The 12,538-nt window shown below is 72.2% G+C and carries 11 protein-coding genes; 5 read left to right on the forward strand and 6 right to left on the reverse strand.

Going from position 1 to position 12,538, the window contains the following annotated elements:
- Positions 1–102 precede the first annotated feature (102 nt).
- A complete protein-coding gene (locus IG86_RS0113565) occupies positions 103–1,503 on the forward strand; it encodes a cation:dicarboxylate symporter family transporter (RefSeq protein ID WP_051785148.1) in 1,401 nt (466 codons plus the stop codon).
- A gap of 279 nt (positions 1,504–1,782) precedes the next feature.
- A complete protein-coding gene (locus tag IG86_RS0113570) occupies positions 1,783–3,558 on the forward strand; it encodes a S8 family peptidase (protein WP_030820215.1) in 1,776 nt (591 codons plus the stop codon).
- Positions 3,559–3,576: 18 nt separating this feature from the next.
- On the opposite strand, the gene IG86_RS0113575 is transcribed toward IG86_RS0113570, so the two are convergent.
- The 4 genes from IG86_RS0113575 to IG86_RS0113590 form a co-directional block, all read right to left on the reverse strand.
- Entirely contained in the window at positions 3,577–4,968 is a 1,392-nt protein-coding gene (locus IG86_RS0113575) for an alpha/beta hydrolase family protein (RefSeq protein WP_030820216.1), read from the reverse strand.
- Positions 4,969–5,052: 84 nt separating this feature from the next.
- Complete coding sequence (locus tag IG86_RS0113580; RefSeq protein ID WP_030820218.1) at positions 5,053–5,730, reverse strand: (2Fe-2S)-binding protein; 678 nt, start codon at positions 5,728–5,730, stop codon at positions 5,053–5,055.
- A 78-nt stretch (positions 5,731–5,808) separates the two neighbouring features.
- Positions 5,809–6,219: a VOC family protein gene (locus IG86_RS0113585; RefSeq protein WP_030896962.1), complete on the reverse strand. Its 411-nt coding sequence runs from the start codon at positions 6,217–6,219 to the stop codon at positions 5,809–5,811.
- An 81-nt stretch (positions 6,220–6,300) separates the two neighbouring features.
- On the reverse strand, positions 6,301–7,101 hold the full coding sequence (locus IG86_RS0113590) for an alpha/beta fold hydrolase (protein WP_030820222.1): 801 nt from the start codon (positions 7,099–7,101) through the stop codon (positions 6,301–6,303).
- A gap of 140 nt (positions 7,102–7,241) precedes the next feature.
- Here IG86_RS0113590 and IG86_RS0113595 point away from each other — a divergent pair, with 140 nt between their 5' ends.
- Positions 7,242–7,928 carry a GNAT family N-acetyltransferase gene (locus IG86_RS0113595; RefSeq protein WP_030820224.1) on the forward strand — a complete coding sequence of 229 codons (687 nt, stop codon included), beginning with the start codon at positions 7,242–7,244 and terminating at the stop codon, positions 7,926–7,928.
- A gap of 64 nt (positions 7,929–7,992) precedes the next feature.
- On the opposite strand, the gene IG86_RS0113600 is transcribed toward IG86_RS0113595, so the two are convergent.
- On the reverse strand, positions 7,993–9,021 hold the full coding sequence (locus IG86_RS0113600) for a TolB family protein (protein WP_030896963.1): 1,029 nt from the start codon (positions 9,019–9,021) through the stop codon (positions 7,993–7,995).
- A 266-nt stretch (positions 9,022–9,287) separates the two neighbouring features.
- Between IG86_RS0113600 and IG86_RS0113605 the strand changes: the two genes are divergently transcribed.
- Positions 9,288–10,586 (forward strand): alpha/beta hydrolase-fold protein, encoded by a 1,299-nt coding sequence (locus tag IG86_RS0113605; protein WP_078905894.1) that lies wholly within the window; start codon positions 9,288–9,290, stop codon positions 10,584–10,586.
- On the opposite strand, the gene IG86_RS0113610 is transcribed toward IG86_RS0113605, so the two are convergent.
- Complete coding sequence (locus IG86_RS0113610) at positions 10,564–12,045, reverse strand: carboxylesterase/lipase family protein (protein ID WP_045937163.1); 1,482 nt, start codon at positions 12,043–12,045, stop codon at positions 10,564–10,566. The genes IG86_RS0113605 and IG86_RS0113610 overlap by 23 nt on opposite strands.
- A 126-nt stretch (positions 12,046–12,171) precedes the next feature.
- Here IG86_RS0113610 and IG86_RS0113615 point away from each other — a divergent pair, with 126 nt between their 5' ends.
- Complete coding sequence (locus tag IG86_RS0113615; protein WP_030896967.1) at positions 12,172–12,465, forward strand: hypothetical protein; 294 nt, start codon at positions 12,172–12,174, stop codon at positions 12,463–12,465.
- Positions 12,466–12,538: the final 73 nt, after the last annotated feature.

Below are 12,538 nucleotides of genomic sequence, written 5' to 3' on the forward strand. Positions count from 1 at the left end.
GCTCAGTGTGCACCGGGTCGTGAACTCAATGAACGCAAGGGTGACCGGGGTCACAGCCCTGGGCGATGGTCTCCCCGGACGACTTCACCACCAGGAGGCATCGTGGCCGCCAGGCGCGACAGAACGCACTATCTCTACATCGCGGTGATCGCCGCGGTGCTGCTCGGCATCGTGGTCGGCTTCGCCGCACCCGGCGTGGCCGTCGAGCTCAAACCGCTCGGCACGGGCTTCGTGAACCTCATCAAGATGATGATCTCGCCCGTGATCTTCTGCACGATCGTGCTGGGCATCGGCTCCGTGCGCAAGGCCGCCAAGGTGGGCGCCGTGGGCGGGCTGGCCCTCGGCTACTTCATGGTCATGTCCACGGTGGCGCTGGCCATCGGTCTGCTGGTCGGCAACCTCCTGGAGCCGGGCAGCGGGCTGCAGCTGACCGAGGCGGCGCGCAGCGCCGGCGAGGCGCAGGCCAAGGCGGGCGGGGCCGAGAGCACCCCCGAGTTCCTGCTGGGGATCATCCCGACCACCCTGGTCTCCGCCTTCACCGGCGGGGAGGTGCTCCAGACGCTGCTGGTGGCGCTGCTGTGCGGGTTCGCGCTGCAGGCCATGGGCACGGCGGGCGAGCCGGTGCTGCGGGGCATCGGGCACGTGCAGAAGCTGGTGTTCCGGGTGCTCGCCATGATCATGTGGGCGGCTCCCGTCGGGGCCTTCGGGGCGATCGCGGCGGTGGTCGGGGCGACCGGCATCGACGCGCTGAAGTCCCTCGCCGTCATCATGATCGGCTTCTACACGACCTGTCTGCTCTTCGTCTTCGTGGTGCTGGGCACGCTGCTGCGCGTGTGCACGGGGGTCAGCGTCTTCTCCCTGCTGCGCTATCTGGGCCGGGAGTTCCTGCTGATCCTGTCGACCTCCTCGTCGGAGTCGGCGCTGCCGCGGCTGATCGCGAAGATGGAGCACCTGGGTGTCTCGCGGCCGGTCACCGGCATCACGGTGCCGACCGGGTACTCCTTCAACCTGGACGGGACCGCGATCTACCTGACGATGTCCTCGCTGTTCGTCGCCGAGGCCATGGGCACGCCGCTGGCCCTGGGCGAGCAGATCTCCCTGCTGCTGTTCATGATCATCGCCTCGAAGGGCGCGGCCGGGGTGACCGGCGCGGGGCTGGCGACCCTCGCCGGCGGTCTGCAGTCGCACCGTCCGGAACTGGTCGACGGCGTCGGCCTGATCGTGGGCATCGACCGGTTCATGAGCGAGGCGCGGGCTCTGACCAACTTCGCCGGGAACGCGGTCGCCACGGTGCTCATCGGAACGTGGACGAAGGAGTTCGACCGCGACCGGGCCGCGGAAGTCCTCGCGGGGCGGCTGCCGTTCGACGAGCAGACGCTGGTCGACGACGCCCACGGGACGCAACCGGCCGCGCCCGACACGACCGCGACCCCGGACACGGCCACGGCCCCGACCGCAGCGCCGGTCGCGGCGCACAACCCCAAGGACGGCGTGCCGGTCTAGTACTCCTCCTCAACCGGTCCGCCCGCACAGGGGCCGGCCGGGCAGGGCTCGCCCCCACGGTGCCCAGCCCGGCCGGCCGCCGCATTCTCCCCACTTGCACCCATAGTCGGTATTCGGCCACCGATAAACGAACCCCCGGGCTGTAAAAGGTACTTCCGTAACCGGCCGCGTGCATGACATCTTGCGTCCACCACTTGTTTCGTACGACCCGGCCTGACCACCGGGTCTTCGGAGGACGCATTGATACCCCACATATCCGGCCGACCTCGACGTGCCCTCGTGCTGGCCGCCACGCTCGGCGCGGCGCTGACCTTCGGGGCTCCCGCCGCGCTCGCCGGCACCGCCCCCGTCTCTCCCTCCGGCTCGGCCGTCCCCGCCCCCGCGGCGGCGGCTCCCCAGGCCGCGGCCCCCGCTTCCCAGAGTGCGACCTGGGTTGCCGGCACCCGCGCCTACCTCGTGATCACCGCCCCCGGTGACACCACGGCGGTCCGCAACGCGGTGACCGCCAACGGCGGAACGGTGTTCCAGTACTACGACGCGATCGGCGTCATCACCGCCCACTCCGCGTCCGCCTCCTTCGCCACCACCATGCGCGGCGTGAGCGGGGTCCAGCAGGTCGGCGCCACCCGCACCTCGGACGTGCCGGCGGACGCCTACAACCCGGCGCTGCCCGCCAACCCGGCGCAGTCCACGACCCCTTCGGGCGAGCCGGTCCGCGCCGACATGACCCAGATCAAGGCCGACCAGGCCTGGGCCGTCACCACGGGCTCCGCCTCCGTCAAGGTCGGCATCCTGGACACCGGTGTGGACGACCAGCACCAGGACCTGGCGCCGAACTTCAACGCAGCGGACTCCGCGTCCTGCGCCTACGGCAAGCCCGACACCCGTTCGGGCGCCTGGCGCGACGTCGGCACCCACGGCACGCACGTGGCCGGTACGGTCGCCGCCGCCAAGAACGGCAAGGGCGTCATCGGCGTCGCCCCGGGCGTGAAGATCTCCTCGGTGCGCATCGCCGAGCCGAACTCCTCGCTCTTCTTCGCCGAGAACACCGTCTGCGGCTTCATGTGGGCCGGCGACCACGGCTTCAAGGTCACCAACAACAGCTACTACACGGACCCGTGGCAGTTCAACTGCCCGGACAACGCCGACCAGGCCGCGATCATCGAGGGCGTCAAGCGCGCCCAGGAGTACGCGGAGGGCAAGGGCTCGCTGCAGGTCGCGGCGGCCGGCAACTCCAACATCGACCTCGCCAACAAGACGACCGACACCGAGAGCCCGAACGACTCGACGCCGGTCACCCGCACCATCACCAACGCCTGCCTCGACATCCCGACCGAGCTCCCGGGCGTGGTCACGGTCTCGGCGATGGGCACCACCGCGAAGGCCTCGTACTCCAACTACGGTCTGAACGTCGTCGACGTCACGGCCCCCGGCGGAGACACCACCGGCATCTACAGCACCCTTCCGGGCGGCAAGTACGGCTCCATGAGCGGTACCTCGATGGCCTCGCCGCACGTCGCCGGCGTGGCGGCGCTGCTGGCCAGCACCAACCCGGGCATCACCCCGGCGCAGCTGCGCGACAAGCTGGCCACCCAGGCCAACGACGTCGCCTGCCCGTCGGACAGCCGCTGCAAGGGCACCACGGCGAAGAACGGTTTCTTCGGCGAGGGCCAGGTCGACGCCCTCAAGGCGGTCGGCAGCACCCCGCCTCCCGGCAAGTACTTCGAGAACACCGCGGACTTCGCCATCGGTGACAACACCACCGTGGAGAGCCCCATCACCGTCAGCGGCGTGACCGGCAACGCCCCGGCCACCCTCAAGGTCGGCGTGAACATCGCGCACACCTACATCGGTGACCTGAAGGTCGACCTGATCGCCCCGGACGGCACCGTCTACACGGTCCACAACCGCTCCGGCGGCGGCACCGACAACATCAACCAGGTCTACACCGTCAACGCCTCCTCCGAGGTCGCGGGCGGCACCTGGAAGCTCCGGGTCAACGACAACGCCGGCGGCGACACCGGCAAGATCGACTCCTGGAACCTCACCTTCTGAGGACGCGCACCGGAGCACTCAGCGCTGTAGTACGTCGGCCAGCCAGTCGAAGACGACGTCGCAGTGCTGCTGAGGGGCCATCGGGGAGCAGTGCAACTGCGCCCCGGTGGCCTTCGTCAGTTTCACGTACTCGCGGCGGGTGCGCAGCAGGTCGTACATCTGCCGCGGCTGGCCGGGGTAGAACTGCTCGAAGTCGTAGTCCAGTACGAGCGTCGGGGCCTTGATCCTCCCGACCACCTTGGTGATGTCGAGCCCCATGGCCACCTGTGCCGGTGTCCAGATGTCGGTGAGGACCTTGCCCTCGCGCGCCTGGCGCAGCGCCTGCCGGTCGAAGATCTCGAAGCGCTTCTTGACGGTGAAGGCCAGCTGCGGGGTCAGCTCCGGGACCACCTCCTCGTTCCAGATCCGGTTGGTCTCCGCCTTGTCGGGCGTGACGATGTCGCGCAGCTCCTTGTCGAAGCCCAGCCAGGGGCTGAGGCACCCGGGCTGGGCCACGACCGCGGCGAGCCGGTGCTCGAAGGCGGCGGCGCGCGGGGCGAGGTTGCCGCCCATGCTGAGTCCGGTGATGGCGATGCGCTCGCCGTCCACGTCCTCGCGCCGGAGCAGCCAGTCCACGATCGGGCTGACCACCGTCTCCCAGCGGGTGGTGAAGGGGATCTCCTCCACGAACAGCAACTGCCCCTGGCCGGGGCCGTCGTAGACGAGGGCGTTCCAGCCCCGGTCGAGGGCCGCGGACACCCCGTAGGTCCACATGTCGAGGTTCTGCCCGTCACTGCCGTTGGTGAGGATGACGGTGGGGCGCCGCTCGGCGGGACCGTCCGGGCGGAAGAACCACAGCGGCAGACGGGTCTTGCCCCACGGGACCCGGTCCGTGACGGCGGCCGGTGTGCAGAGCCTCGCGAAGGTGTCCCATGCCTTGCGTCCGGCCCGGTACACCGCCTCCTCGTCACCCGGCTTGTCGGTGCCCAGCACGTAGAACAGCGCCTGGGCGTAGTACTGGGCAGCGCGCAGCGAACGGAAGCGGCGGGTCTGCGACGGTGTACCGCCGTCCCGGCCGGCGGCCGGGGGCGCGGCGAGCCTGTCGCCCCAGGACCGGAAGGTGTCGGTGTAGGTCTGCTCCGACAGGCCCGCCGCGTTGATGGCGTTGACCGCGGTCAGCACCTCGCCGACCTCGGAGGCGCGCATGCCCGCGGCTCCGAGCGCGAGCAGTCCCGCGAAGTTGAAGCCGGGATCGGCGAAGAGCCGCATCGCTCCCGGAGCCGGTTCGGATGCCGTCGCGGGCGGCGTGGGCGCGGCCGCCGCGGTGCAGGCGGTGCTCCCGACGGCGAGGGCGCCGGCTCCCGCGGCCAGGCCGGTCAGGGCGGCGCGGCGGGTGAGGGCAGCGGGCTGGTGCGGTGTGCTTGCGGTCATGCAGGGGACGCTACGACGCACCCCCGCGCGCGGGGGTGTGCCGCGCCCTCCCCTGCTCCGAACGGGCTCCCCGCGCGGGCGGCTTCAGGTGCTGCGCCGGGTGCGCAGGACGCAGTCGCCGCACAGGCCGCCGCCCGGGACGCGGTAGTAGAGGCAGCAGCTGCGCCGTACGAAGGCCACGCCGAGCCCGTCCTCGTGGACGAAGGTGCCGGTGCCCGCGAGCGCGCCGTCCTCGGCGAGCAGGGCGCGTGCCAGGTCGACGGCCGCGCCGCCCGGGACCCGGTCGACCAGCACCCGCAGCGCGCCGACCAGACCGGACGCGGCGTTCCCCCGCAGGACCGTCGGGGAGACCCCGTACCGCTCCCGCAGACCGGTCTCCAGCAGGGCCAGGTTTCCCAGGACCGACTCCCCGAGGCCCTCGGCCGGCCGTGCGGCGGGCTCGGGCAGCCAGAGCTGGAGCGAGCCCTCGTCCGGCAGCCGCCACCACACCCGGTCGGCGGCCAGGTCGGGCACCCGCCCGGCCAGCGCCGCGCACCCCAGCCCGATCGACCAGAGCCGGGAGGCGATCCCGAACTGGGCGGTCGAGGCGGCCACCCTGCCGGGTCCGCTGCCGATCCGGCGGCCCACCTCGGCCACGTACGGCGCGAGGTGCCCGCCGTACAGCGCGGTGAGCGGCCGGAAGCCGGGCCCGGGCGGCTCCGGCCCGTACGGCACGGTGAAGAAGGGCCCCACGGCGGCCAGTCGCCGCAGTACGTCGTCCATACCCGGAATGATCTCAGTACCGGGCCCTGCGCATGGACGTGCTCACGTCACCCGAGTCCCGGATCGGTCGGGGTCCGGTCAGGCGGGGTCCGGGGTCGCTCCTTCGAGGACCTCCACGTAGTGCGGGTTGCGCATGATCCCGAGCACGTTGCCGAAGGGGTCGGTGACGGCCGCTGTGACGAACCCGCCGTCGCCGTGCGCGGTCACGGGCTGGTACTCCTCGGCACCCAGCTCCAGGAGCCGCCTGTGGACCTCCTGGAGGTCGTCGACGGCCCAGTAGGCCACCGCGCCGCCCGGCCCCTCGGCGGCGCCGGGCGGGGCGTGGCGGCGGTCGACGATGCCGATCTCGTGCTGGTAGTCGCCGATGCGGAACTCCGCGTAGCCGGGCCGCTCGAAGTACGGCGCGGTCCCGAGCACCTCGGTGTACCAGGCCTTCGCCGCCTCCAGGTCGTCGGCCCAGAAGTTGATCGTCGCAAATCCGCGCAGCATGTGCAGCCTCCTCGACGTGATCTCGCCCCGACTCTACGGCGGCCCGGCGGGCCCGGACGGTTCCCGCGAGGCCCGCCCGGCTCAGAGGCCGTCGAGGAAGTCCAGCAGGGCCCGGTTGAAGGCTTCGGGGCGTTCCACCCCCGGCAGGTGGCCCGCCCCCTCGATGACGGTGAGCACCGAGTTCGGCAGCAGCGCGTGCAGGGCCCGGGCCTCCGCGACCGGGGTGTAGACGTCGTCGGCGCCGACCACGACCAGGCAGGGCTCGGTGGCTCCGGCGAGCAGCGGCCGGTAGTCGGGGCGCTCTGCCCGGCCGCGCTGGGCGGCGGCCGCGCCCTCGGGGTCGGTCGCGCACATCATGGCCGTGACCCGCGCGGCGGTCTCGGGCATGCCGGTCACGTTGTAGGGCGCCAGCATCTTGTCGATCACCTCTTCGGCGTAGGGCCGCATGCCCTCCGCGATCAGTCGTTCGGCGGTCTCCCGGCGGAGTTTCGCGCCGGCTTCCGTCTCGGGTGCCGGGGAGGTGTCGGACAGCACCAGGGCCCGTACCAGACCCGGGTGGCGCAGCCGCAACTCCATCGCGATCTGACCGCCCATGGACACACCGCCGACGACCACCTGTTCGAGGCCCAGTCCGGCGAGGAGGGCGGCGAGATCGTCCGCGAGGTCGGCGAGCAGGGCCTTGCCCGGCAGCACCGGGCTGTCTCCGTATCCTCGCAGGTCAGGGGTGATCACGCGGTATCCGGCGGCCGTGAGGGCGGCCGTCTGGGGGGCCCACATGGTGCGGTTGAAGGGATGTCCGTGGATCAGGATTACGGGCGCTCCGGGGCGGGGACCCAAGTCGTCGAAAACAAGCGTCACACCATTGCCAAATTGGGGCTTCATGAGAGGACTTTAAGGGGCTACATTGAGCCACTCGCGTTCACCTGACAGCCGGTTGCCTTTCACTCGTGTTTTGCACGGGGGGCGACGTCATGGACGCAGACTGTGCAACCACCCCACCGCCCAGAAGGACCGAAGGCTCCGTGCCCGTACCCGTACACCTCGCGGGCCGCACCGTGCGGCTCGAGCCCCTCGCCCCCCACCACACCGAGGCCCTGGCCGTGGCCGGGGCCGAGGATCGTACGACTTACGCCTTCACCCCCGTACCCCATGGGGTGCAGGCGTCACACGAGTACATCGACCGCGCCCTCGCCGATCAGGCAGCGGGTCGATCTCTCCCGTTCGCCATCGTCAGAGCCACTGACGGGCGCGTGGTCGGTTCGACCCGGTTCCTGGAACTCGACTACTGGCAGGGGCCGCTGGTGTGGCCCGCCGTGCCCGGCGTCCCGTTCGGCGATCCGGCGACGGCGATCCCCGATGCCGCCGAGATCGGCAACACCTGGCTGTCCCCGACCGCCCAGGGCACCGGCATCAACACCGAGGCGAAGCTGCTCATGCTCCGCCATGCCTTCGAGACCTGGGGTGTCCGGCGCATCTCGCTGCGCGCCGACGCGCGCAACGGCCGGTCGCGGGCCGCGATGGAACGTCTCGGCTTCACCTGCGAAGGGGTCCGCCGGGCCCATTCGCGGGGGCTGGACGGCGCCGTCCGCAGCACCGCCTTCTACTCGATCCTCGACGAGGAGTGGCCGGCCGTACGGTCGATCATCGAGCTGAGGCTGTCGGCGGGCGCGCAGCGCAAGCGCCGCCGCAAGACCCTGATCCCGGCCTAGGCCGGACGGCAGACCGGACGGCAGGACGGAAAAACGGTCCTGCCCCGCCCGCGTCCCGGCCCCCTCACCCGAGGAAGGCCGGGGCCAGGGCCGAGTCCATCAGCCGGGCGGGGGCGCCGCTCCCGTCGGCCGGTACGGCGTACAGGTCGGCCCCGAAGTCACCGGGCAGGGAGTAGACGACCGTCCCGCGGTCGGTCCACACCGCCTGGTCGTCCACGCTGCGCTCCTCGGCGAGCGGGGTCTCGGCTCCCGAGGCCAGGTCCAGGACGTGCAGCCGCCAGGGTGCCTCGGCCGGCAGGCCCGCCACCCGCTTCTTGAACACCACCCGGGTCCCGTCGGGCGACAGCGACGGGCACTCGACGTTCTCGCGCAGCGTGGTCACGGTGCGCTCGGCCAGGTCCCCGCGGACCAGGTGGGTCCGGCCGCCGGTGGCCATGGTCGCGTAGAAGGTGCGCTCGTCGGCGGCGAAGGTGACTCCCCAGAAGTTCACGTCGGCGCTCCGGTACGGCTTGCCGTCCTTGTGGACCGTGAAGTCCTCCAGGGAGGCGTCGAACCTGCCGGTGCGCAGGTCGAGCACCGAGGTCCGCGTCGAGAAGTCCGCACCGGCGTAGGAGTCCCCGCCGACGAAGACGGTCCAGGCGGCCAGGTGCGCGCCGGGCGACACCCGGGCCCGGGTGGGGATCCCCGCCAGCGGACGGGCGGAGACCTCCTTCAGGCGGGCGTCGAGGACGACGGCCCGGTAGCCGTCCTGGACCCCGTTCCTGTCGGCCTGGAGGCAGATCCCGGTGCCGCCGGCCGCGTGGAAGCGCAGGCAGGTCACCCCCGACACGGTGCGGGCCCGCTCGGGCGCGTCGGCCGCGACGGTGGCGAGCTCGTCCCGGTGCGGGCCCCAGGCCATGTTCCGGAAGACGATCCGCCGGCCCCCGGCGTCCGGGGCGAGCGAGACGTCGCCCCGGGCGGTGCGCGGGCCGTCCGCGCGGGCCCGGTCCTTCTCGTCCGCCGCGGAGGAGGCCCGCAGGACGGCGATCAGGCCCACGGCCGTGAGCACGGCGAGGGTGACGGCGAAGATCAGGATCCGGCGCTGCAGGGTCATCGGCTGACTCCGGGCGGGGTGGGCGTTCCGGGAGCGGGGCGGGGGCACCCTACCCAGCGGCATGTGCGGGTACCAGGCACGGACGGCCACGGGATCGGGAACCCCCGGCGGCGGGCGGCCACCGGGCAATGCGCTGGCCTAGGGAACCCCAAGAGAAGGAAAAGTGCGGAACCCTGACGTACTTTCGTTCATCTTCCGAACGGAAGAACCGAGTCGTCGGACCACCCCGCCCCTCTGGGGCAGCACCAGCCGGAGAGCCACCGCACATGTCGTACGCACCCGAGGGGCAGCCGCACCAGCCGTACGGGCCGGGAGGGCAAGGCCCGCGGCCGCCCTACGGCGACCAGTACGGCCGTCCGTACGGGCAGCCGCACGGACAGTCCCCGCACGGAGAGCAGTACACGGCGCCGTACGGGGAGCAGTACCCCCGGCAGGACGGGCACGGCGAGCCGTACGGGCAGCAGCCGCAGGGCCACTGGGAGCAGGAGCGGCCCGAGCCCCCGCGCCGCCGGGGCAGGCGCTGGCTGATCGCCGGCGTCAGCGTGCTCGCGCTCGCGGGCATAGCCGCCGGCGTGATGAACCACTACGAGATACCCCCGTTCACCGACAAGGGCTCCGCGGTCTCCTTCGGGCAGCAGCCCGGCGGCGGCAAGGGCCCCGACAAGGGCGGTGCGGCGGCCCAGCCGGCGAACTCCAAGATGCTGATGCCGACCGGGCCGGCCGCCGACTTCAAGAACTCGATGACCCTGGCCGACGGCACGCACGTGGCCGTGACCACCCTGGACGGCAAGAAGTCCGGCTTCAAGGGCAAGGTCTGGGTCTGGGCCCCCAAGGAGTACAACGACCCGAAGTTCGCCAAGAGCGGCTTCCCGGTCCTGATCGCCCTGCCGGGCGGCGCCGGCTACCCGAACAACTACTGGATGGGCGCGGACCTCGGCCTCCAGACCAGCATCAGCAAGTGGTACGCGGAGGGGAAGAGCAAGCCCTTCCTGCTGGCCATGCCGGTGCTCAACCCGGGCCCGGACGACAAGGGCGTCTACTGGGACGGCTCCGACATCCCCGGCCAGCCGAAGATGGGCACCTGGCTGACCGAGGACGTCCCGGACCTGATGAAGGCGAACTTCCGCACCGTGAAGTCGCGGGACGGCTGGGCCTTCATGGGCTCCTCCACCGGCGGTTTCGCGGGCATGAAGGCCGTGCTGAAGCACCCGGACAAGTTCAAGGCCGTGATCGCCTCCGGCCCGGACATCGTCCCGGACTCCTCCCTGTGGAAGGGCCACGACAAGGAGAAGGCCGAGAACAACCCGGAGCTGCTGGCCAAGCAGCTCATCGACACCAAGGGTCCGGACGTCTACATCGCCTTCCAGGTCGGCGACAACGAGAGCAACAAGAAGACCCTGCCGGACGTGCAGAAGTTCGTCGCCACCTTCGGCAACAAGGGGCCCGTGCACACCAGCCTGCGGGTGATACCCGGCGGCCAGCACAACGCCAAGACCTACGTCCCGAACATGGGCGAGGGGCCGATCCAGTACATCAGCAAGGTCATGGAAGGACCGGTCGAATAGCCACCGGCACCTCCGTCCGATCGCGCTCCGGCCCGCCGAACACCTTCGGCGGGCCGTCGCCGTTCCAGGGCGCCCAGCCCGGGTCGCCCGTCGTCGCGAACCGCACCCACGCGGTGTGCATCTCGTCGGCCAGCGCCTGCGGGGCCTCGGTCCCGGCCAGCCACGCGGCCTCGGGCACGGACAGCGTGTCGAACACGAAGCCCAGCTCCAGGGCGTGGCAGGCGCCGAGGCCCGGGATGCCCGAGCACCAGGCGAACTCGTACAGGTGGCTCGGCGCAGCCCGGCGGGCCCCCGCGAGCCTGCGCAGCGGATCGCGCAGCAGCCGGTCGGTGAGCAGCTGCCCGGCGAGTTCGGCCGGCCCCGCACCCGGCTGGGCTGCGCGCAGCGCCCGTACCGCGGCCCGGTCCTTGCCGGCACGGGCGCGGGCCAGCGCCACGGCGAGCGGACCCATCCGGTCCAGCAGCCGCATGCCGCCGGTCGGGGCGAGCCAGAGCCGGTACTCCTCGGTGGTCCATCCGAACAGCAGCGGCACCGCGCCGGAGGCGGCGTCCGCGTCGGCGGTCAGGGCGTCGAGGGGGTCGACGGGGAGCGTGTCGGGGTCGACGACCAGCCCGAAGGCGGGTCCGCCGAGGAGGGGGCCCGATCTGCGCAGGACGGCGGCCTGGGCGGCCATCAGGTCGGGCAGCGAGGTGGCGGTGAAGGCCCCGGCGGTGGCGTCCACCTTCAGCAGCGAGGCCATCCGCCGGACCATGGCGCGCACCCGGGGGCGCGGCAGGGCCTCGGGGGCTCCGCTCTGCAGGACCGCCCGGTGGAAGAGGCCGGCCGCGCGCGGAGCGGCCAGGAGGGCGCCGATGCTGATGGCTCCGGCGGATTCCCCGAAGAGGGTGACGCGGGCCGGGTCCCCGCCGAAGGCCGCGATGTTGTCGCGGACCCATTCGAGGGCGGCGATCTGGTCCAGCAGGCCCCGGTTGGCGGGGGCGTCGGGGAAGAGCCCGTAGCCGAGGACGCCGAGGCGGAAGTTGAAGGACACCATCACGACGCCGTCGCGGGCGAAGGCCGTGCCGTCGTAGACGGGCACGGCCGAGGAGCCCCGGGTGTGTGCCCCGCCGTGGATCCACACCATGACCGGCAGCCCGGCCCCGGGGGCCGGCTCGGGGGTCCACACGTTCACGTTGAGGCAGTCGTCGCCGGGGATCTCCGGGTCGGTCAGCAGGGCCGCGAAGGTGGCCGGGTAGGGCACCTTCGGTGCGGTCGGGCCGAAGGCCGCGGCCTGGCGCACACCGTCCCAGGCGGCCGGGGGCGCGGGTGGCGCGAAGCGGAGGGAGCCGACGGGTGGGGCCGCGTACGGGATGCCCCGGAAGACCGCGATCCCGTCGGTCCCGGTGCGGCCCTCGACCACGCCGGCCCCGGTCCTGACCCGCGGCCGGCCGACGCCGGCGGCGACGCCCTCTGTGCTCATCCCGTCCTCCTGCAGCTGGTGCCGGTCCCGCACGGTCGCACAGCCGTCCAACGGGTGACAAGGCGTGACCGGGCCGGGGACCGGCCCGGTTGGACGGGCATGCGAATCTTGCGTATCCCCCACACTGTGCCCGTCCTCCTGCTGGCGGGCATCTCGTGCGTCACCGGTCCGGCCCACGCCGCCGGGCCGGACTTCCAGTACGTGGGCCAGGACGACCGGGTCCACGGACTCACCGCGCCGCGGGGCTGCGTGGCGGCACAGGGCGGCGGCGGGAGGGCGGTCACCAACACGACCCGCGGCTCGGCCACCCTCTACCAGGGCCCCCGCTGCACGGGCCGCGTCCTGGGGACGCTGCGGCCCGGGGAGGTGGCTCAGGTGCGGCCGTCCTTCGCCTCCGTCGCCTTTCCCGTCACCGGGTAGGCCCAGCGGCCGTGACCCCACGGCCCTCCCCGCGTTGTATGCCATGTCAAATGCCACAGATTCTGTGGCGCCC

The organism is Streptomyces virginiae, from assembly GCF_000720455.1.
Lineage (GTDB): Bacteria > Actinomycetota > Actinomycetes > Streptomycetales > Streptomycetaceae > Streptomyces > Streptomyces virginiae.